Origin of the sequence: Streptomyces sp. NPDC001816 (assembly GCF_042892235.1) — a bacterium.
Taxonomy (GTDB): domain Bacteria; phylum Actinomycetota; class Actinomycetes; order Streptomycetales; family Streptomycetaceae; genus Streptomyces.
The window spans coordinates 1-20,814 of the sequence record NZ_JBIATY010000009.1; the positions used below are offsets into that span (position 1 = coordinate 1).

15 protein-coding genes are annotated in these 20,814 nt (G+C 71.8%); 7 read left to right on the plus strand and 8 right to left on the minus strand.

All coding sequences use genetic code 11. From position 1 onward, the window contains the following. The coding region (locus ACFYZZ_RS29065) for a maltotransferase domain-containing protein (protein WP_389181935.1) at positions 1-762 on the minus strand (762 nt) is incomplete at its 3' end. A 338-nt stretch (positions 763-1,100) separates the two neighbouring features. Between ACFYZZ_RS29065 and ACFYZZ_RS29070 the strand changes: the two genes are divergently transcribed. Further along, the gene (locus ACFYZZ_RS29070) at positions 1,101-3,719 is read left to right on the plus strand and encodes a glycosyltransferase family 1 protein (protein WP_389181938.1); all 2,619 of its coding nucleotides are present in this window, start codon (positions 1,101-1,103) and stop codon (positions 3,717-3,719) included. Positions 3,720-3,722: 3 nt separating this feature from the next. On the opposite strand, the gene ACFYZZ_RS29075 is transcribed toward ACFYZZ_RS29070, so the two are convergent. From ACFYZZ_RS29075 to ACFYZZ_RS29085, 3 genes are all read right to left on the minus strand, one after another. Beyond that, positions 3,723-4,244 (minus strand): DUF1990 domain-containing protein, encoded by a 522-nt coding sequence (locus tag ACFYZZ_RS29075; RefSeq protein WP_389181941.1) that lies wholly within the window; start codon positions 4,242-4,244, stop codon positions 3,723-3,725. Positions 4,245-4,315: 71 nt separating this feature from the next. After that, on the minus strand, positions 4,316-5,980 hold the full coding sequence (locus ACFYZZ_RS29080; RefSeq protein ID WP_389181944.1) for a M4 family metallopeptidase: 1,665 nt from the start codon (positions 5,978-5,980) through the stop codon (positions 4,316-4,318). Positions 5,981-6,232: 252 nt separating this feature from the next. Further along, positions 6,233-8,275 (minus strand): M4 family metallopeptidase, encoded by a 2,043-nt coding sequence (locus tag ACFYZZ_RS29085; RefSeq protein ID WP_389181946.1) that lies wholly within the window; start codon positions 8,273-8,275, stop codon positions 6,233-6,235. Positions 8,276-8,601: 326 nt separating this feature from the next. Here ACFYZZ_RS29085 and ACFYZZ_RS29090 point away from each other — a divergent pair, with 326 nt between their 5' ends. Continuing rightward, positions 8,602-9,222: a TetR/AcrR family transcriptional regulator gene (locus ACFYZZ_RS29090; RefSeq protein WP_389181949.1), complete on the plus strand. Its 621-nt coding sequence runs from the start codon at positions 8,602-8,604 to the stop codon at positions 9,220-9,222. A gap of 143 nt (positions 9,223-9,365) precedes the next feature. Here the strand turns inward: ACFYZZ_RS29090 and ACFYZZ_RS29095 are convergent, their stop codons facing one another. After that, the gene (locus tag ACFYZZ_RS29095; protein WP_389182677.1) at positions 9,366-10,526 is read right to left on the minus strand and encodes a YbfB/YjiJ family MFS transporter; all 1,161 of its coding nucleotides are present in this window, start codon (positions 10,524-10,526) and stop codon (positions 9,366-9,368) included. Between the two features lie 169 nt (positions 10,527-10,695). After that, positions 10,696-10,986 (minus strand): muconolactone Delta-isomerase family protein, encoded by a 291-nt coding sequence (locus tag ACFYZZ_RS29100; protein ID WP_389181952.1) that lies wholly within the window; start codon positions 10,984-10,986, stop codon positions 10,696-10,698. Positions 10,987-11,137: 151 nt separating this feature from the next. Here ACFYZZ_RS29100 and ACFYZZ_RS29105 point away from each other — a divergent pair, with 151 nt between their 5' ends. The 3 genes from ACFYZZ_RS29105 to ACFYZZ_RS29115 all read left to right on the plus strand — a co-directional run bounded on the left by ACFYZZ_RS29105 (position 11,138) and on the right by ACFYZZ_RS29115 (position 13,363). Beyond that, on the plus strand, positions 11,138-12,061 hold the full coding sequence (locus tag ACFYZZ_RS29105) for a LysR family transcriptional regulator (protein ID WP_389181955.1): 924 nt from the start codon (positions 11,138-11,140) through the stop codon (positions 12,059-12,061). Positions 12,062-12,271: 210 nt separating this feature from the next. Continuing rightward, positions 12,272-12,979 (plus strand): SDR family NAD(P)-dependent oxidoreductase, encoded by a 708-nt coding sequence (locus ACFYZZ_RS29110; RefSeq protein WP_389181958.1) that lies wholly within the window; start codon positions 12,272-12,274, stop codon positions 12,977-12,979. A gap of 9 nt (positions 12,980-12,988) precedes the next feature. After that, complete coding sequence (locus ACFYZZ_RS29115) at positions 12,989-13,363, plus strand: SgcJ/EcaC family oxidoreductase (protein WP_389181961.1); 375 nt, start codon at positions 12,989-12,991, stop codon at positions 13,361-13,363. A gap of 22 nt (positions 13,364-13,385) precedes the next feature. Here the strand turns inward: ACFYZZ_RS29115 and ACFYZZ_RS29120 are convergent, their stop codons facing one another. Next, positions 13,386-15,155, minus strand: a complete 1,770-nt coding sequence (locus ACFYZZ_RS29120; RefSeq protein WP_389181963.1) for an ABC transporter ATP-binding protein — start codon at positions 15,153-15,155, stop codon at positions 13,386-13,388. Next, complete coding sequence (locus tag ACFYZZ_RS29125; RefSeq protein ID WP_389181965.1) at positions 15,152-16,888, minus strand: ABC transporter transmembrane domain-containing protein; 1,737 nt, start codon at positions 16,886-16,888, stop codon at positions 15,152-15,154. Before ACFYZZ_RS29125 ends, ACFYZZ_RS29120 begins: the two co-directional genes overlap by 4 nt. 189 nt (positions 16,889-17,077) lie before the next feature. On the opposite strand from ACFYZZ_RS29125, the gene ACFYZZ_RS29130 reads away from it, so the two are divergent. Then, positions 17,078-18,925: an ABC transporter ATP-binding protein gene (locus ACFYZZ_RS29130; protein ID WP_389181968.1), complete on the plus strand. Its 1,848-nt coding sequence runs from the start codon at positions 17,078-17,080 to the stop codon at positions 18,923-18,925. Beyond that, positions 18,922-20,790: an ABC transporter ATP-binding protein gene (locus ACFYZZ_RS29135; RefSeq protein ID WP_389181971.1), complete on the plus strand. Its 1,869-nt coding sequence runs from the start codon at positions 18,922-18,924 to the stop codon at positions 20,788-20,790. Before ACFYZZ_RS29130 ends, ACFYZZ_RS29135 begins: the two co-directional genes overlap by 4 nt. Positions 20,791-20,814: the final 24 nt, after the last annotated feature.

Genomic DNA, 20,814 nt, shown 5'->3' on the forward strand with positions numbered 1-20,814 from the left:
CGGGAAGAACTCGTACCACGAGCCGAACAGCGCCCGCTCCCGCTCCACGAGCAGCGGCATCGCGTCGGACGCGGTCACCAACTCCCGCAACGGATGACGGGACAACACCGCGTCCACCTCGGGCGCCAGGGCCGCCGCGAGCCGCCAGGCGGCCGGGCGGTCCTCGTCCCGCAGCGCGGCAGCGGCCGCCAGGACCACGTTCCGCTGCTCCTCGGGGACGCCGTCGGCCGCCCGCTCGTACAAGCGTGCGCCCTCCTCCAGGACCAGGCCGGTGTCGATGCCCGCCGGGATCTTGACGGAGGCGGTGTGCCGCCAGGTGCCGACCGGGTCCGACCAGGCCTCGACCGTGTAGGTCCAGCGGCCGGGCTCGTCCGGGGTGACGATGGCGCCCAGGCGGTCGGTGCCCGGGGCGAGTTCACGCATCGGGGTCCAGGGGCCCGGGCGGCCCTGGGGATCCCGCAGGACGACGTTCGCGGCGACGGCGTCGTGGCCCTCCCGGAACACGGTGGCCGACACCTCGAACGACTCACCGGCCACCGCCTTGGCGGGCCTGCGCCCGTGCTGCACCACCGGGCGCACGTCGAGGACGGGAATTCGGCCGAGAGTGGTCGGTTCCGGCGGGACGGGACGCTGCTGCCGTGGCGGGGCCGGAGCCTCCTCGAGGAGTTCCTCGGCGGGCTTTCCGGTTTTCTTGCCCGAAGTTTTCCTTCCGGCTGCCTTGCTGGGTGTCGTGGCTGCTGACGAGTGGTGCTTGGCGGGCATGACCGCTCCTGTCCGCTTCAACGTGGGTGTGGGCGGATTGCTGTGGGGAGGTGGGTCCTGCAGGTGAGACGTGGTGCTGCTGTGGGGCGTACCGGAGGAGCCTTCCCACCCTATTCGGGTGGGCAATCCGGCACTTTGTTAACTACTCACGCGTACGTCTACGCACAAGACCGGCCCCTTTTCGGGTTTCCCGCCAGGGTGGCCATTACGCCCCCGCCGCGCCCCGACACCCGCGCCTGCTACGTCCCCACCGACGCCCCGGTAACCACTAACGTCGACCCTGACGACGAGACGCACAGCGCCGTGCGTCTCACCCCGTAACGCGTCCGAGGTGGAATGTGAAGGCGATCCGTCGGTTCACCGTCCGTCCCGTTCTCCCCGAACCCCTCCGGCCGCTGAGCGACCTGGCGCGCAATCTGCGCTGGTCCTGGCATGCGGAAACGCGCGATCTGTTCCAGTCCGTCGACCCCGAACGCTGGGCCGCCGCCGGGGGCGACCCGGTGCGGCTGCTGGGCGGGGTGCGCCCGGACCGGCTCACCGAGCTGGCCGGGGACCGGCGGTTCCTGCGCCGCCTGCGCGCGGCTGTCGACGACCTCAACGACTATGTGACCGGCGACCGCTGGTACCAGCAGCAGGACGACGGGCTGCCCGCCGCCGTCGCCTACTTCTCGCCCGAGTTCGGCATCACGGCCGCGCTGCCCCAGTACTCCGGCGGCCTCGGCATCCTCGCCGGCGACCACCTCAAGGCGGCCAGCGACCTCGGGGTCCCGCTGATCGGTGTCGGCCTGCTCTACCGGCACGGGTACTTCCGCCAGACCCTGTCCCGGGACGGCTGGCAGCAGGAGCACTACCCGGTGCTCGACCCCCACGAGTTGCCCGTCAGCCTGCTGAGGGAGGCCGACGGCAGCCCCGCCCGGGTCTCCCTCGCGCTGCCCGGCGGCCGGGCGCTGCACGCCCGGATCTGGCTGGCCCAGGTCGGCCGGGTGCCGCTGCTGATGCTCGACTCGGACGTGGAGGAGAACGACCTCGGCGAACGCGGGGTGACCGACCGGCTGTACGGCGGTGGCAGCGAGCACCGGCTGCTGCAGGAGATGCTGCTGGGGATAGGGGGTGTCCGGGCCGTGCGGACGTACTGCCGGCTCACCGGGCACCCGGAGCCCGAGGTGTTCCACACCAACGAGGGACACGCCGGCTTCCTGGGGCTGGAGCGGATCGCCGAACTGTGCGACCGGGGACTCGACTTCGACTCGGCGCTGGAGGCCGTGCGCGGCGGGACCGTGTTCACCACGCACACCCCCGTCCCGGCCGGGATCGACCGGTTCGACCGGGAGCTGGTCGCCCGGCACTTCGGGGCGGACGCCGAACTCCCGCGCATCGACATGCAGCGGATCCTGGCGCTCGGCATGGAGACCTACCCGGGCGGCGAGCCGAACCTGTTCAACATGGCCGTGATGGGGCTGCGGCTGGCCCAGCGGGCGAACGGGGTCTCGCTGCTGCACGGGCAGGTCAGCCGGGAGATGTTCGCGGGGCTGTGGCCGGGATTCGACGCCGAGGAGGTGCCGATCACCTCCGTGACCAACGGGGTGCACGCCCCGACCTGGGTCGCCCCCGAGGTGCTCCGGCTCGGCGCCCGGGAGATCGGTGCCCAGCGGGCCGAGGACGCGCTGAGCGTCGGCGGCTCCGAGCGCTGGGACTCGGTCGCGGACATCGCGGACCAGGAGATCTGGGAGCTGCGCCGCACCCTGCGCGAACAGCTGGTGCTGGAGGTACGGGAGCGGCTGCGCGCCTCCTGGCGGCAGCGCGGTGCCGGGGACGCGGAGCTGGGCTGGATCGACGGCGTGCTCGACCCCGGGGTGCTGACGATCGGGTTCGCGCGGCGCGTGCCGTCGTACAAGCGGCTCACGCTGATGCTGCGCGACCGGGACCGGCTGATGGAGCTGCTGCTGCACCCGGAGCGGCCGATCCAGATCGTCGTCGCGGGCAAGGCGCACCCGGCGGACGACGGCGGCAAACGGCTGGTGCAGGAACTGGTGCGGTTCGCCGACGACCCGCGCGTGCGGCACCGGATCGTCTTCCTGCCCGACTACGGCATGGCGATGGCGCAGAAGCTCTACCCCGGCTGCGACGTCTGGCTGAACAACCCGCTGCGCCCGCTGGAGGCCTGCGGCACCTCCGGGATGAAGGCCGCGCTCAACGGCTGCCTCAACCTCTCGGTGCTGGACGGCTGGTGGGACGAGTGGTTCCAGCCGGACTTCGGCTGGGCCGTCCCGACCGCCGACGGCGTGGGCACCGACCCGGACCGCCGTGACGACATCGAGGCCGCGGCCCTGTACGACCTCCTGGAACAGCGGGTCACCCCGCGCTTCTACGAGCGCGGCCGGGGCGGGCTGCCCGACCGCTGGATCGACATGGTCCGCCAGACCCTCACCCTGCTGGGCCCGAAGGTGCTGGCGGGCCGGATGGTCCGCGAGTACGTCGACCGCCTGTACGCGCCCGCCGCCCAGTCCCACCGGGCGCTGACCGAGGACACGGCGCGTGAACTGGCCGTCTGGAAGGCCAGGGTGCGGGCCGCCTGGCCCCGGGTGAGCGTCGACCACGTGGAGACGACGGCCACGACGGCCACCGCGGAACTGGGCTCGACCGTGGGGCTGCGGGTGCGGGTGGGGCTCGGCGACCTCGGGCCGGACGACGTGGAGGTGCAGGCGGTCTCCGGCCGGGTCGACGCGCAGGACCGCATCACGGACGCCACGGTGGTCCCGCTGAAGGCGACCGGCGCCCCGGACCTGGAGGGCCGCCGCGTCTACGAGGGCCCGCTCTCCCTGGACCGCACCGGCCCCTACGGCTACACGATCCGCATCCTCCCGGCCCACCGCCTGCTCGCCTCCGGGGCTGAACTGGGCCTGGTGTCCGTGCCGTCGGAGGAGGCCATGGAGGGGGCGGGGGTGCTGATGCGGTGAGCGTCAGTCCTTGAGGTCCCGGGTGGCCAGCTCCCTCAGCACCTTGCCGCATCTGCGGGCGTAGGCGTGCTGCAGCCCGCGTGTCGCGGCCCCGCCCGCGCGGGCGTACCACTTCTGGGCGCGGCTGAAGGCGGCCACCGTCAGCCAGACGGTGCCGTCGCCGGTGCGGTCGACCACGAAGGCCTCCTCGCCGCACTCGGGGTGGCCTTCCAGGGTGCCGTAGGCCCAGCCGGCGCGGCGGGGCTCCTCGACGGTCCAGACGATGCGGCAGGGGGCCTTGATGAGGCCGGCCAGGGTGACCGTGACGTCGACGTCGGGGGCCGCGCGGTCGGCGCCGGCGTCGATGCCCACGCCCATCGCGCGGTGCATCTCCCAGGTCAGGACCGCGTCGGCGGCTCGGCGGAAGACCTCAGGGCCCTCGCCGATACGGGTGCGTTCGAGTAGCGGGTGGAAGCCGGGCGGGCAGAAGGTCAGGTCGTCGCGGGTCGCGCCGACCGGCTCGTAGGTGAAGGGCGCCGAGGACATGGGTCACAAGGGTAGGGCGGTACCCGGGACGCCTTCCGCCCGGGTACCGCCCTACCTCACGTGGTGTGTGACTAGCTGACGTTGACCGCCGACCAGGCCGCCGCCACCGTCTTGTACTCGGTGCTGCCGGAGCCGTACAGCGCGGCCGCCGCGTTCAGGGTGCCGGTGCGGGCCGCCTTGTAGTTGGTCGTCGACGTGAAGTACGTCGTCAGCGCCTTGTACCAGATCTGCAGCGCCTTGGCGCGGCCGATGCCGGTGACCGTGGAGCCGTTGGACGTCGGCGAGTTGTAGCTCACGCCGTTGATCGTCTTCGAACCGCTGCCCTCGGACAGCAGGTAGAAGAAGTGGTTGGCGACACCGGACGAGTAGTGGACGTCCAGGTCGCCGACCGAGGAGGACCAGGAGTCCGCCGAGCCGCCGTCCTTGCTGGGCTTGTCCATGTAGCGCAGCGGGGTGCCGTCGCCGTTGATGTCGATCGCCTCGCCGATGAGGTAGTCACCGGGGTCAGAGGCGTTGTTCGCGTAGAACTCCACACCCGTGCCGAAGATGTCGGAGGTGGCCTCGTTCAGACCACCGGACTCGCCCGAGTAGTCCAGGCCCGCGGTGTTCGCGGTGACGCCGTGGCTCATCTCGTGGCCGGCCACGTCCAGCGAGGTGAGCGGGTGGGTGTTGCCGTCACCGTCGCCGTAGGTCATGCAGAAGCAGCTGTCGTCCCAGAACGCGTTCACGTACGCGTTGCCGTAGTGCACGCGGGAGTAGGCGGCGACACCGTTGTTCTTGATGCCGCTGCGGCCGAAGGTGTTCTTGTAGAAGTCCCAGGTCTCCTGCGCGCCGTAGGCGGCGTCGACGGCCGCGGTCTGGTCGGCGGTGGAGCTGGAGGCCGCGCCGGTGCCCCACGTGTTGTCCGAGTCGGTGAACAGCGTGCCCGCGGACGAGGTGGTGGTGTGCTTCTTGTTGTACGTCTTGTGGCCGCCACGCGTGGTGTCGTACAGCTGGTACGTCGAACCCGACAGCGTGGTGTTCAGGCTGACCGTGCCGGAGTAGAGGCTCTTGCCGGTGCCGGTCGCGTTCTCGACGCCCTGGTACTCGAAGAGCTTCTTGCCGGTGGCGGCGTCGGTGATGACGTGCAGCTGGTTGGGGGTGCCGTCGTCCTGGAGGCCGCCGACGATCGTCTCGTAGGCGAGGACGGGCTTGCCGGAGCCGGCCCAGATCACCTTGCGCGCGCCGTCCGCGGAGGACTTCGCGGAGCCCAGGGTCTTCGCGGCGCTCACGGCCTGCTTCTCCGCCTTGGCGGCGGTGATCTGCGGCTTGAGCGAGGCCACCTTGATGGCGGACTTGTTCGCCTTGGTGATGCCCTCGGCCTTGCCCGACTTGGCGGTGTGGACGACCAGGTCGCCGCCGAGGACCGGCAGGCCCGCGTAGGTGCGCTCGTAGCGGGTGTGGACGGTGCCGTCGGCGTCCTTGACGACGTCCTTGACGACCAGCTTCTCCTTGGCGCCGAGGCCTATGTGCTGCGCGGTCTCGGTCGCGTCGGCCTGCGCCTGCTGGATCAGGGTGGTACGGGCAGCGGCGGACAGCGCGGTCGGGGCGGCGGCCAGCGGCTTGGCGGCGGCGGCCTCGGCCGGGGTCTGGGCGCTGGCACTGGTGGTCAGACCAGTGGAGAGCAGGGCTCCGGCCGCGACAGCGGTGGCGATGGCCAGAGTGGTGCGCTTGTGACGCGCGTAGAGGGGGCTCACAGAAGCTCCTTCTCGTGGGGGAGTCCGGGCAGCGTGGGGTTACTGGCCGGAGTGTGTGGCGTTGTGACGTTGCTGTGCTGCTGCGGCGGGTGGAGAGAGAGTGACATCAGGGGCGCGTACATGTCAGGACCCCTAAGTGATGTTGGCCGAAAACCGACTGTCCGGTGAACGTTTCAGGAATGTAAAACGGGCGCCGCCCGAGGGGATCGAACCCTCGGACGGCGCCCTGTTCCGGTGCTGGTGGGGTGTGGTTTACGGGAACGTCAGCTTCCAGCTGTTGATCGTGCCGACGTCCTGTGCGGCCTGGTCCTGGACCTTCAACTTCCAGGTTCCATTGGCCGATTCGGAGGAGGCGTTGACCGTGTAGGTCGCGTTGACGTTGTCCGCCGAGTCGGACGAGGAGAAGTTCTTCAGGCGGTACGAGGTGCCCGACGGACCGACCAGGTCGATCACCAGGTCACCGCGCCAGGTGTGCGTGATGTCCACGCTCACCGAGAGGTTGCTCGGCGCGTTTCCGCTCCTGCCGGAGACGGTGATGCTCGAGGTGACCGCGGGCCCGTTGTCCGGGATCGACACCGGCGAGGTGTTCTCGTACGAGGTGCCGCCGCCCCCGCCGCCGCCGGAGCGCGAACCGACCGCGACGCCGGCCCAGGCGTCCTGCACCGCCTTGTACTCGGCGCTGGTGGTGCCGTACAGCTCACCGGCCGCCGCGAGGGTGCCGGTGCGGGCGCCCGCGTAGTTGGTGGTGGAGGTCCACTTGGTGGTCAGCGCCCGGTACCAGATCTGCAGCGCCTTGTCGCGGCCGATGCCGGTGACCGGAAGGCCGTCCGCGGTGGGCGAGTTGTAGGTGACACCGTTGATGACCTTGGTGCCGCTGCCCTCGCTCAGCAGGTAGAAGAAGTGGTTCGCGGGGCCCGACGAGTAGTGCACGTCGATGCCGCCGATCCCCGAGTACCAGCTGTCCTTGGACGCGCCGTCCTTGCTGGGCTTGTCCATGTAGCGCAGCGGGGTGCCGTCGCCGTTGATGTCGATCTTCTCGCCGATGAGGTAGTCGCCGGGGTCGGAGGAGTTGTTGGCGAAGAACTCGACACCGGCGCCGCCGAGGATGTCGGAGGTCGCCTCGTTGAGGCCGCCCGACTCGCCGCTGTAGTTGAGCCCGGCCGTGTTCGAGGTGACGCCGTGGGTCATCTCATGGCCGGCCACGTCGAGGGAGGTCAGCGGGTCGGCGTTGCCGGAGCCGTCGCCGTACGTCATGCAGAAGCAGCTGTCGTCCCAGAACGCGTTCACGTACGCGTTGCCGTAGTGCACACGCGAGTAGGCGCCGACGCCGTTGTTCTTGATGCCGGAGCGGCCGAAGACGTTCTTGTAGAAGTCCCAGGTCTCCGCGGCCCCGTAGTGCGCGTCCGCGCCCGCGGTGGCCGCGTTGGACGTGGTGCCGTTGCCCCAGGTGTCGTTGGTCTGGGAGAACAGGGTGCCGGTGCCCGAGGTGCCGTGGTTGAGGTTGTACGTCTTGTGGTTGCCGCGCGCCCCGTCGTTCAGCGTGTAGTTCGAGCCCGACTGGGTGGTGGTCAGCGTCACCTGGCCGCTGTACTGGGTGTTGCCCACGCCGTTCTTGATGCCCTGGTACTCGAAGAGCTTCTTGCCGGTGGCGGCGTCGGTGACGACGTGCAGCTGGTTCGGGGTGCCGTCGTCCTGGAGCCCGCCGACGACGGTCTCGTACGCGAGAACAGGCTTGCCGCTGCCCGCCCAGATCACCTTGCGCACGCTGTCCGCGGCCGACTTGCTGCCACCGAGGGCCTTGGCGCGCTGGACGGCCTGCTTCTCGACCGAGGCCTTCGACACGGCCGGGGTGAGGTCGGTGACCTTCAGCGAGGCGTTGCTCGCCTTGATGACGGACTTCGTCGCGCCGGACTTGGCGGTGTCCACGACGAGGTCGCCGCCGAGCACCGGCAGGCCCGCGTACGTCCGCTCGTACCGGGTGTGCACAGTCCCGTCGGCGTCCTTGACGACGTCATGGACGACCAGCTTCTCCTTGGCCCCGAGGCCTATGGACCGCGCTGTGGCGGCCTTCTCGGCGTCCGCGTGCCGGATCAGCTCGGCGCGCTGCGAGGGCGTGAGCTTGAGCGCCACATGGGCGGGGTTGACCTTGCCGGCCTGCGGCTTCGCCGGGGCGGCGCTCGCGGCGCCGGACTGGACGGCGGCGGCGATCAGGGCGGCGACACCCGCGAGGGCGACGGCGGCGGTGCGGCGGTGCGCTGTGTGGGAGGTGCGTCTGCGAGAGGTGCTACTCAACACTGACTCCTTCTGCGTGACCGCGGGTCGCGCGGCCAGGGGGAGCCGGACGGTGGGTTGGGACGTCCGGGCAGAACAGGGCGTTACGCGGAACCACGTGCAGGTGCAGAGCCGGCTCACGCGAGCATGGGGAACTGTGGGGTTGCTGTGAGTCGGCCGTGGGAAGAGTGGCAGGGGATCACGGCATCTGTCAGGAGCGCGTCAGAAACTTGGCTGGAAATGGTTCGTTGACCGGATGTTCATGTTCGGTATGCGGACTGTTGGCCCTGGTTGGCCGGTCTGTCGGTCGGCCCGCGCCCGGAATAGTCGACCGGTCGTAAAATTGCCCCATGGGACGTACCAGTGATGCCCGGGAGAAGATTCTCAGCGCCGCGTGGTCTCTGATCGAGATGCGTGGTTACTCCGCCCTGGGCGTGGCCGAGATCTGCAAGGCGGCCGGCGTGCCCAAGGGGAGCTTCTACTACTTCTTCGAGTCCAAGGAAGCGCTCGCGCTGGCCGTCATCGACGAGCACTGGGCCGGCCAGAAACGCACCTGGACCGCCGCTCTCGACGGTGACGCGGAACCGCTGCACCGACTGCGCCGGCTGTTCGAGGAGACCGAGGCCGCCCAGCGTGCCGGCCAGCAGAGCTGCGGCACCGTCTCGGGCTGCCTGTTCGGGAACCTCGCCCTGGAGATGAGCAACCAGACCGAGGCGATCCGCGCCCGGCTGCAGGAGATCTTCGACGCCCAGGTCGGGATGGTCGACTCGGTCATCGCCGAGGCCCTTGAGCGGCAGGAGATCGACGTGACCGACACTCGGGAGGCCGCGCGGGCCGTGGTCGCCCAGCTCGAGGGTCAGGTGCTGTTCGCCAAGCTGTACAACAGCCCGCAAAGGCTGGACGCCCTGTGGGCCAACTGTCTTGCGCTGCTGGGCGCGCGTGCGGCGCGGGGGGCTGCGGCGGGGGTGTGAGACCCGCCCACGCGGGGCAGGGCGAGCTGAGGCTCGGGCAGCACACGGCGGTCCAGCGTGAGACCCGCCCACGCGGGGCGGGCGGTGGGGTGGGCGTCGACGAGGTCCAGCCGGTCGGGTCGGCCTGCCTTGGCTCCGCTCCGTCAGGCGTCGCCGCTGTCGGGATCCGCGGTCGCCTCCGCAGGTGCGGGCCGTCGTACCGGAGCGCTCTGCCGCACCACCACCCCGTGGTGCGGGAACCCGATGCGCAGCACGGCGGCGGCCGTGGCGGCGGTCAGGACCACGGCGGCGGCCAGGAGCAGGGCCTGGTGGTAGCCGTGGCGGAGCAGGGGGGTGACGGCCAGGGGGCCGAGGATCTGGCCGACGGAGTATCCGGCGGTCAGCAGCGCGACCGAGCGCGGGAAGCGCAGGTGGGCTCCCGCGGCGAGGGCGAGCGTGCTGACGCCGATGAAGGTGGCGCCGAACAGGAGCGCGGAGACGAGGGCGGCCGCCACCCCGCCGATCAGGGCCGGCAGAGCGATGCCGGCCGCCTGGATGACGAGCGCGACGAGCAACAGACCGGGGCGGGACCAGCGGCGCCCGAGCCGGGCCCACAGCGCGGAGGACGGTACGGCCGCCAGACCGACAAGCACCCAGGCGCCGCTGCCGATCCAGCCCGGTGAGCTCTGCTCGATCGCGGCGACGAGGAAGGTACCGGCGACGATGTAGCCGATGCCTTCCAGGGTGTAGGAGGCGAACAGGGCGCCGAACCAGCGGCGGGTGCGGAGGGTCGGCGCGCCGGCCGGTGACGCGGTGGCCGCGGGAGCCGGCTCGGGGCGCAGCCGCCACGCGGCGATGGCGAGGATCGCGGTGAGGGCGGCCGAGGCCCACCAGGCGGCCCGCCAGTCGGCGACGGAACGCAGGGTGAGGACCAGCAGGCCGGACAGGGCGATGCCGCCGCCCACCCCGCCGAAGGCCCAGCCGGACAGGTGGGCGGGGTGCTCGCGCAGATGGCTGTGGAGAGAGCTGACGGCGATCACGAAGATCACGGCGCTGGCGATGCCGGCCAGCAGCCGCAGCACGATCCACACCGCCGTGCTGTGGGTGGCGGGCATCGCGACCAGGCTGACGGTCAGCGCGATCAGGGAGGTGCGCAGGAGGGCGGGGGAGCGGACCAGCGCGGGCGCCAGGATCCCGGCGAGCGCGCCGACGAGGTAGCCGACGTAGTTGGCGGTCGCCAGATTGGCGCCCGCACCCGCGGACAGTCCAGCGCGGGCGTGCATCAGGGGGAGGATCGGGGTGTAGACGAACCGGCCGACACCCATGCCCGCGGCCAGCGCGGCGGCGGCTTGGGCGACATGGGACCAGGGGGAGCGGAGCTGAGCGCTTTCCCGGGCTGTTTCGGCCGAGGAGGCGCGCGGCGGTCGTACGGGCATGAGGAAGGCCTGGCGGTGATGCGGGTGAGGGTGGGGGGAGGGGTCGGCGGCTGTGCCGTCAGTGGCTGCCCGGGTCGTTGGGGTGGGATTCGAGCGGGGTGACGGTGACGGTCATCCACGGGCGCAGGGGCAGGGTGCCGAGCACCTTCTCGTGGAGTTCCTGTTCGTCCGCGGCCCGCCAGACGCCGATGCTGCGCAGCTCACCGACCGGGCGCCACAGCCGCGCCAGGTTGCCGGTGGCGGCCAGTTCCCTCGCCCGGACCGCCTCGGCGGCCCGCCGCCTGTCGACCTCGTCCTGGCTGGTGCCGTCGGGGACGGTGGTCGTGATCTCGACCAGGAACTCTCGCATGGTCCTGCTCCGCTTCGGTGGGGCGTACGGCCGGGCCCGCCGCGGTCACTTCACGCCGGGGCCTCCATGCCCTCATCGTCCGCCCGCCGCAGCGGGCACGCCACGACAGGCTTCCTCGCTCCTGGGAGGCGCCGCCTCTCACCGACGTAGCATGACGGGCGTGGAGCTGCGCCAACTTCGCTACTTCGTCGCGGTGGCCGAGGAACTCAACTTCGGCCGGGCCGCCAAACGGCTCCTGATCGCCGGGCCGTCCCTGTCCCAGCAGATCAAGGCGCTCGAACGCGACCTGGGGGTGCGCCTGTTCGACCGCGACCGCCGTTCGGTGGCCCTCACCCCGGCCGGCTCGGCGCTGCTCCCGCACACCCGCGCACTGCTGGAACAGGCCGACGACCTGCAGCGGCGCGCACGTGGCCTGGCGGGTTCGGAACCGGTACGGCTCGGCTACGTCAACTGGCTGCCCGCGGACCTGATCGCCCGCACCTCCGCCGTGGCCCAGGTCCACGTCGACGCATGGGTCGCCCCCTCGCACGCCCAGGCCGCCCGGGTCGCCGACGGCAGCCTGGACCTCGCGGTGTGCTGGGTGCGCACCGAGGACCTGGAGCAGCGCGACCTGTGCGCCCGGCTCATCGGCGCCGACCGGCTCTATGCCGTCGCCACCGGCAAGGACACGAGCGAGGTGACGGCCGGGGAGACCGCCGTGCTCCTGGACGACGACACCACCTCCTGGTCGTCCTGGAACGCCTACGCCGAGCAAATGGCCCGGGACACCGGGGCCCGCGCGCTGCGCATCTGCGACGGCGGCATCACCGGCCCCGCCTTCTTCGACCACGTCCGCCGCAGCGGCCGCCCCGTCATCAACTCGCCCAAGGGTCAGACGACTCCGCTCCCTCCCGACCTCGTCCGACGCCCCGTCGTCGGACCGCGGATCCACTGGACCTGGTCTCTGGTGTGGCGCCGCGACGAAGTACGTACGGCGGTCCGCGCCGTCGCCGAGGCCCTGTGCGAGGGCGTCGGCGACCTGGGCATCCACGGCCCGGACGCCTGGCTGCCCGACGGGGACCCTTACAAGCGTTAGCAACCTCCGGCAGCGATCGGGGGCGGTGCCCCGCCGACGTGCACTGGGAGCCCGAGCCTCTCAGCTGCTAGGAAGCGGGTCCCGGCCCGGGCCTTCTCGACCTTTGACTCCCTTCGGCGATCGGCCTACGGTCACATAGTCGACCGGTCGGCTAGTAACCGCTCAGGTCGCGTAATCCCCAGGTCCCAACCCACTTTGGAGAACATCCTCATGAGCACGCAGAAGGTCGCAGTCATCACCGGCGCCTCCCAGGGCATCGGCGCCGGACTCGTCGACGCCTACCGCAAGCTCGGCTACGCCGTCGTCGCCACCTCGCGCGGCATCGCCCCCTCCGGCGACCCGGAGGTCCTGACCGTCCAGGGCGACATCACCGACCCCGCCACCGCCGAACGCGTCATCGCCACCGGAGTGGAGCGGTTCGGCCGTGTCGACACCCTGGTCAACAACGCGGGAATCTTCGTCGCCAAGCCCTTCACCGACTACACCCAGGACGACTACGCCGCCGTGACCGGGGTGAACCTCGCCGGCTTCTTCCGCGTCACCCAGCTGGCCGTCGAGCAGATGCTCACCCAGGGCGGCGGTCACATCGTCAACGTCACCACCAGCCTGGTCGACCACGCGGACTCCCGCGTCCCCTCGGTACTGGCCTCGCTGACCAAGGGCGGACTGCAGTCCGCCACCAAGTCACTGGCCATCGAGTACGCCACCCGCGGCATCCGCGCCAACGCGGTCTCCCCGGGCACCATCAAGACGCCGATGCACCCGGAGGAGATCCATGAGGTGCTCGCCGGCCTGCAGCCGGTCGGGCGGATGGGCGAGCAGAGCGACATCGTGGACGCGGTGATCTACCTGGAGAACGCCCCGTTCGTCACGGGCGAGATCCTCCACGTCGACGGCGGCGTCAGCGCCGGCCGCTGAAGGAGAACCATGACCCACACCAAAGCGGACAACGAAGCGATCCTGCGCAGCGTCCTCGACCGGTGGAAGGCGGGTGTCGACGGCCACGAGCCGCGTCGGGTCGCCGCCCTCTTCACCGAGGACGCGATCTTCCAGGGGCTGCACCCCTACAGCGTCGGACGGCAGGGCGTCGCCGACTACTACGAGTCCCAGCCGCTGGGCCTGTCGGCCGCGTACCGTGTGCAGGAGAGCCGGCGCCTTGCCGACGACCTCGTGCTCGGCTACCTGGAGGTCGACTTCTCCTTCACCGACCGTCCCACGCTGACCGTCAACCTCTGTGTCCTGCTGAAGCGTTCGGACGACGACTGGCGCATCGACCACTACCAGGTCTCCCGCCTCGACTAGCGCCTGATCCGCCGGACGCGCCCTAGTCCTCGGCGGGCGCCTCCCCGTGCCACGTTCGCCACAGGGCCGCGTACGCCCCGTTCGCGGACACCAGTTCCTCGTGGGTGCCCAGTTCGGTGAGGCGGCCGTCTTCCATGACCGCCACCCGGTCCGCGTCGTGGGCCGTGTGGAGGCGGTGGGCGATGGCGATCACCGTGCGGGACTCCAGGACCGCGGCCAGGGCACGCTCGGTGTGCCGGGCCGTGGTGGGGTCGAGGAGGGCCGTGGCCTCGTCGAGGATGAGGGTGTGGGGGTCGGCCAGCACGACCCGGGCCAGGGCGAGTTGCTGGGCCTGGGAGCCGTCGGTGGGCCGGCCGTTCGGGCCGAGGGGGGTGTCCAGGGAGGAAGGGAGGGCGCGGACCCAGTCGTCTGCGCCCACTGCCTTCAGGGCCGCCCACAAGTCGGTGTCCGTGGCGGTGGGTTCCGCGATCAGGAGGTTGTCGCGGACCGTGCCGAGGAAGACGTGGTGCTCCTGGGTGACCAGCACGACCTGGCGGCGCAGGCGTTCCGGTTCCAGGGACGCGATCGGTACGCCGCCCACCGTCACCGTGCCCGCCCCGGGCGTGTCGATGCCCGCGAGGAGTCTGCTGAGCGTGGTCTTGCCGGCGCCCGACGGGCCCACCACGGCGAGGCGTTCACCGGGGCGTACCGTCAGGTCCACCCCGCGCAGCACCTCACCGCCCCGCTCGTACGCGTACCGCACCCCGCGCACGTCGATCCTGTCGTCCGCCGGCTCCGGACAGCCGCCCTCCGCCTGTGTCCGGGGCGCCTGCGCCAGCCCCTCCACCCGCGCGAACGAGGCGCCGCTGCTCTGCAGTTGCTCCACCCGCATCAGGATCTGGTCCAGCGGCTCCGTGAACTGCCGCAGGTACAGCGCCGCGGCCACCACCGCCCCGACGCCCACCGCACCCCGCTGGTGCAGCCACCCGCCCAGCAGCAGCACACCCACCACCGGGACGCTGTACGTCACCTCGACCGCGGGGAAGAACACCGACCGCAGACGGAGCGTGTAGAAGCGGGTCCGGCGGGACTTCTCCAGCGCGTCCCGGTTCGCCGTGATCCGTCGCCGCCGGAGCCGGAACGCCTCGACCGTCCGCGCCCCGGCCGCGGTCGCCGCCACGATCTCGGCGACCTCCGAGGTGGCCGCGCCCTCGGCGAGGTAACCGTCCCGCGCCCGGCGCAGATACCAGCGCAGCGCCAGCCAGACCGGGGTCAGACCCAGCACACCGAACAGCCCCAGCAGCGGGTCGAGCGCGAACACCGCGCCGAGCACGAACAGCGCCTGCACGGTGCACACCAGCAGCTCCGGTCCGACGTCCCGCAGCGTGGTGCCGACGGTCGCCACGTCGGCCGTACCGCGCGCGGTCAGATCGCCGGTGCCGGCCCGCTCCACCGCAGAGGCGGGCAGCGCCAGCACCCGGTCGACGTACTCCTCGCGCACCCGGGCCAGCGTCCGCTCCCCGAACCGGTGCCCCACGTACCGCGCCCAGCGCGCCAGCAGCAGCTGGGCCAGCGAGCAGAGCAGGATCCACAGCGCCAGCCGGTCCACCGCCCCGACCCCGTGTCCCGCCCGTACCTCGTCGATGATCCGCCCGACCAGCCACGGCCCGGCGAGCCCCGCCCCGGCCGACAGCGCGTTGAGCGCCAGCGCGCCGGTGAACGCCCGCCGGTCCGCCCGCAACAGCCGCCCGGTGGCCCGCCGCACCCCGGCCCGGTCCGCGACCGGCAGCAGCCCCGTGTCCGTCGTCGTCACCGTACGGCCTCCTCGGCAGCGTCAGCAGTGTCAGCGGCGTCATCGGTGTCTCGCGCCACCAGCGCCCGATACCCGGGCTCCACTTCGAGCAGCCGCTGATGCGGGCCGCTCGCCGTCACCTTGCCGTCGACCAGGAACAGCACCGTGTCCACCCGGTCCAGCACCAGCGGCGACGTGCTCACCACCACCGTCGTACGACCCTCCCTCGCCGCCCGCAGCCGCTCGGCGACCGTGGCCTCCGTGTGCGCGTCCAGCGCCGAGGTCGGCTCCACGGCCAGCAGCACCTCGGGGTCCGCGAGCAGCGCCCGCACCAGCCGGATCCGCTGCCGCTGCCCACCGGAGAGGCTGCGCCCCTGCCCGGTCACGGCCGAGTCCAGCCCGTCCGGCAGCCCTCGTACGACATCCTCGGCGGCGGCCGCGTACACCGCCCGGCGCAGCGCGGCCTCCTCGGCCGGGTGTTCGGCGGCCACGACCTCCCTCAGCGGTCCGGCGAACAGGTCCGCCTCGTTGTCCGCGACCAGGATCCGGTCCCGTACGTCGGCCAGCGGCACCGAGTCGAGCCGTACCCCGCCCCAGGTGGCCTCCGTGGGCCCGTACCGGCCCAGGCGGTCGACCACGGCGGCGGCGTCCGCGGGCCGGACGGCGGCCAGCGCCACCAGCCGGCCCGGCGCCACCCGCACCCCGGACGCCGGATCGCACAGCTCGGCCGGCCCGTCCGGTGCGGCCAACGTGCCCGTGTCCGGCTCGGGTTCCAGCCGCAGCAGCCGTACGACCCGGCGGGCGGCCACCACACCCCGGTTCAGCTCGTAGGCCATCTGCACGAAGAACGCCACCGGCCCGATCAGCACCGCCACATAGCCGTACACCGCCACCAACTCGCCCACGCTGATGGACTTCTCGGCCGCCAGCCGGGCCGCGAGCCAGGTCACCACGGCCAGGAACGACGTGGGCAGCCCGACGCCGAGCGCCTGCACCCAACTCGCTGCCGCACCCACCCGATAGCCCTGCGCGCGCAGCCGCTGCGAGTCCTTCCGGAAGGCGTCCGAGAACAGCCCCTTGCCGCCAAGGCCGTTGAGGACACGCAGCCCGCCCGCGAGGTCGCCGATGCGCGCCGTCAACACGCCCTGCCGCTCCCGGTACTCGCTCTCCGCGCCCTGCAGCCGCAGCGTCAGCGGCCCCGTGAGCAGCGCGATCACCGGCACCCCGAGCAGCACCACGGCGGCGAGCGGCGCCGAGATGGCCAACAGCAGCCCCGCCACCACGACATACACCACGATCGAGCCCACCCCGGGCCCGACCACCGTCAGCGCCTGCGCGAGGGTCGCCACGTCACCGACCCCGATGGTGACGACCTCCCCGGCCCCGGCCCGGCGCGACAGCACCGCCCCCAGCCGGGCCGCGTGCTCGACGACCAGCTTGACCGTACGGAAGTTGGCGTCCATCCGCACCCGGGTCATCGTGCGATGCCGCATGATGCTCAGCCAGGCGTTCAGCGCCCCGACCCCGAACATCGCGGCGGTCCACCAGGCGAGCACCCCCAACCGCCCCGGCACCAGCCCGTCGTCCACGGCCCGCGCCATCATGTACGGCTGTGTCGCCATCAGCACCATCCAGACACTGGCCAGGAACGCCCCGGCCAACGACCGCACCGGCTGACGCAACACCAGCCACCCCAGGTAGTGCCACCCGCCCCGCGTGTCGGGCGTGCCCGGATCCGCGTACGCGTCGATCATCCATCCCCCGTTCCGTACGACACCCACCGGAACAGCGGCCCTGACCGGAGACGTCGAACGTACTCAGCGTAAGGATGGTTGCTCCAACGAATAAGACCGTGGGCCGTCGCAGCCCCGACACCTGCGACCCCTGCCGGTCCGGCCAAAACTCGGTGGGCGATGTCAGTGCGGATCCGTACGCTCGCGATGATGCCCACGACACGTGCAACCACCGAGGACCGCTCCGCCGTACGCACCCTTCTGCGCCTGTGGCCGTACGTCCGCCCCGTGCGGGCCCGGCTGTTCACGGCCGCGTTCGTCGCGATCGTCGCCTCCTGCACCGGACTGGTGATCCCGCTCGTCCTGAAGTGGCTGGTCGACGGACCGGTCGCCCACCGGGATCCGGCCGGGGTGTGGCTCGGCGCGCTGTACCTGCTGCTGCTCGGCCTCGCCGAGGCCGTCCTGTTCGGCATACGGCGCTGGCTGGTGGCCCGGCCGCTGTCGCACGTCGAGGCGGAGATGCGGGCGGGCCTGTACGGCCGTCTGCAGCGGCTGCCCGTGTCCTTCCACGACCGCTGGGCGTCCGGCCAGTTGCTCTCCCGGGGCACCACCGACCTGATGCTGCTGCGTATGTTCCTCGCCTTCCCGCTGACCTTCCTGCTGGTCAACGGGGTGACGATCCTGGTCGGCGTGGTGATCATGCTGATGCAGGACTGGAGGCTCGGGCTGGTCATCCTCGGGCCGGCCGTCCCCGTCATGTGGACCTGCGTGGTCTTCGAGCGGCGCTACGCCGAGGTGGCGCGGCGCGCCCAGGACCAGGTCGGGGATCTGACGACGGTGGTCGAGGAGAGCGTGCTCGGCATCCGCATCATCAAGGGCTTCGGCCGGCACCGCAGCCAGGCGCGGGCGTTCCGGGAGCTGTCGGGCACGCTGCGCGGCACGGAGCTGCGCAAGGCACGGCTGCTGGCGACCATCTGGGGCGTCATCGTGACGCTTCCCGAGGTGGCGATCGGTGCGGCGCTGGTGCTCGGAGCGGTACGGGTGGCCGACGGGGACCTGTCCGCGGGCACGCTGGTCGCCTTTCTGAGCACGGCACTCGCGCTGCGGTGGCCGGTGGACTCGATCGGCTTCCTGCTGGCGATGAGCCAGGAGGCGGCGACGGCGACCGAGCGGTACTTCGAGGTGATGGACGAGGTGCCGGAAGACGGATCGGAAGACGGGTCGGCTGCGGGTGGCCCGCGTGACTCGGCGCCGCGAGCTGCCGCTGCGCAGGGACTGCGTTTCGAGAACGTCCGGTTCCGCTACCCTGACGCTCCCCCCGACTCCCCACCCCTCCTCGACCACATCGACCTCCACATCCGCCCCGGCGAGTCGATGGCCCTCGTCGGAGCCACCGGCAGCGGAAAGACGACCCTCACCGCCCTCATCCCCCGCCTGCACGAGCTGACCTCCGGGCACATCACCCTGGACGGTGTCGACATCACCACGATGTCCCGCGAGGAGGTGCGCGCCAAGGTCGCCGTAGCCTTCGAGGAGCCCACCCTGTTCTCGGCCAGCGTCGGCGAGAACGTGCTCATGGGGGCCGGGGACGACGCCTCGGAGGCGGACCTCGACCGCGCCCTCGCCGTGGCGCAGGCCGAGTTCGCGCACGCGCTCCCGCAGGGCACCGGCACCCAGGTCGGCGAACAGGGCCTGAGCCTGTCCGGCGGCCAGCGCCAGCGTCTCGCGCTGGCCCGCGCGGTCGTCGGGCGGCCGGAGTTCCTCGTACTGGACGACCCGCTGTCCGCCCTGGACGTGCACACGGAGGCCGCCGTGGAGGCCGCGCTGCGGCACGTCCTCGCGGACACCACCGCACTGATCGTGGCCCACCGCCCGTCCACGGTGCTGCTCGCCGACCGGGTCGCCCTGCTGTCGGGCGGCCGGATCACCGCCGTCGGCACACACCAGGAACTGCTGCGCACCAACGCCGAGTACGCACACCTGATGTCCGGCGAAGAAGGCGAACAGGGCCAAGCAGGCGAACAAGGCAGAGAAGGGGAACGAGGGGACCTCCGATGACCACCACCACGACCGCCGCCCCCGCCACGGACAACGACGACGAACTCCCCCGCCCCAAGGACACCGGTGGCGCAGGCGATCCCTTCGACCAGGACGTCCTGCCCACGCCGCCCGGGGCGACGGCCTCCCTCCTGCGCTCGCTGCTCGCGCCCATGAGGGCCCGGGTCACCCTCACCACCGTCCTCCTGCTGCTGCAGCAGGCGGCCGTGCAGGCGGGCCCGCTGCTGGTGGCGTACGCCCTCGACACCGCCGTACCGGCGTTCCGGGACCACGACCACGGTCCGCTGATCGCGGTCGCCGTCGGCTATCTGGCCTGCGCGCTGCTCTCCGGCGGGCTGCAGTTCGCGTTCATCGAGGTCTCCGCCCGGGTGAACCAGGACGTGCTGCTGGACCTGCGCGGCCGGATCTTCCGGCACGCGCAGGCGCTGAGCGTCGACTTCCACGAGCGATACACGAGCGGTCGCATGATCTCCCGCTCCACGACGGACGTCGAGTCGCTGCGCGAACTCCTCAACGAGGGGCTCCAGGAGCTGGTGACCGTCGTGCTGTCCTTCGTCTACATCTCGGCGATGCTGCTGTGGCTGGATCTCGGCCTCGGCGCGGTCGCGGTGGCCTCCTTCGTGCCGCTGTACCTGCTCGTACGGGTCTACCAGCAGCGCGCGGGGCGGGTGTACCGCGCGCGCTCCACGGCGATCGCCGCGGTGATCGTGAAGTTCGTGGAGACGATGAACGGCATCCGCCCGGTGCGCGCGTTCCGCCGGGAGGCCGCGAACGACGCCGAGTTCGCCGTCCTCAACAGGCGGCACGAGCGGACGAACGGGGACGCGCTGCTGGAGATGGCCCGGTACGTGATCGGGTCCCGCCTGGTGGCCAACACGGCGGTCGCCGCGATCGTCCTGTGGGGTGCCTACCGCGTGGCGTCCGGCTCGCTGGCGCTGGGTGTGCTGGCGGCCGCGGTGCTGTATCTGCGGCGGCTGTACGACCCGATCGACCGGCTCGGCATGTTCCTGAACTCCTACCATTCGGCGGCCGCCTCCCTGGAGAAGATCGCCGGGCTGCTGGCGCAGACGCCGTCCGTGCCGGAGCCGTCGACGCCCCGTGAACTCCCCCCGTCGAAGGGCGAGTTTCCGGGGCGCGAGGTCGTCTTCGACGGGGTCCGCTTCGCCTACCGCACCGGCGGCGAGGTGCTGCCCCGCTTCGACCTGACCCTCCCCGCCGGGCAGACCGTCGCCGTCGTCGGCTCCACCGGCGCTGGCAAGTCCACCCTGGCCAAGCTGCTCGCCCGCTTCTACGACCCCTCCGACGGCCGGGTGCTGCTGGACGGCGTCGACCTGCGCGAGCTGGCCGTGCCCGAACTGCGGCGCGGGGTGGTCATGGTGACCCAGGAGGCCTTCCTGTTCTCCGGCACGGTCGCGGACAACATCGCGATCGGCCGGCCCGACGCCACCCGCGAGGAGATCGAGCGGGCCGCGAAGGCGATCGGCGCGCACGAGTTCATCAGCGCACTGCCCGACGGGTACGACACCGACGTACGCAAGCGCGGCGGGCGCATCTCGGCCGGGCAGCGCCAACTGGTCTCCTTCGCCCGCGCGTTGCTCGCCGACCCGGCGGTCCTGATCCTGGACGAGGCCACCAGCTCCCTGGACATCCCGGGCGAACGGGCCGTCCAGCGGGCGATGTCGACGGTCCTGCGGGGCCGCACCGCCGTGGTGATCGCCCACCGCCTGTCCACCGTGGAGATCGCCGACCGCGTCCTGGTCATGGAGCACGGCCGGATCGTCGAGGACGGCCGCCCGGACGAACTCATCGCGGGCACGGGCCGCTTCGCGGACCTGCACCGGGCGTGGCGGGACAGTCTGGCGTAGCAGCGACGAAGAGGGCTCCGGGGA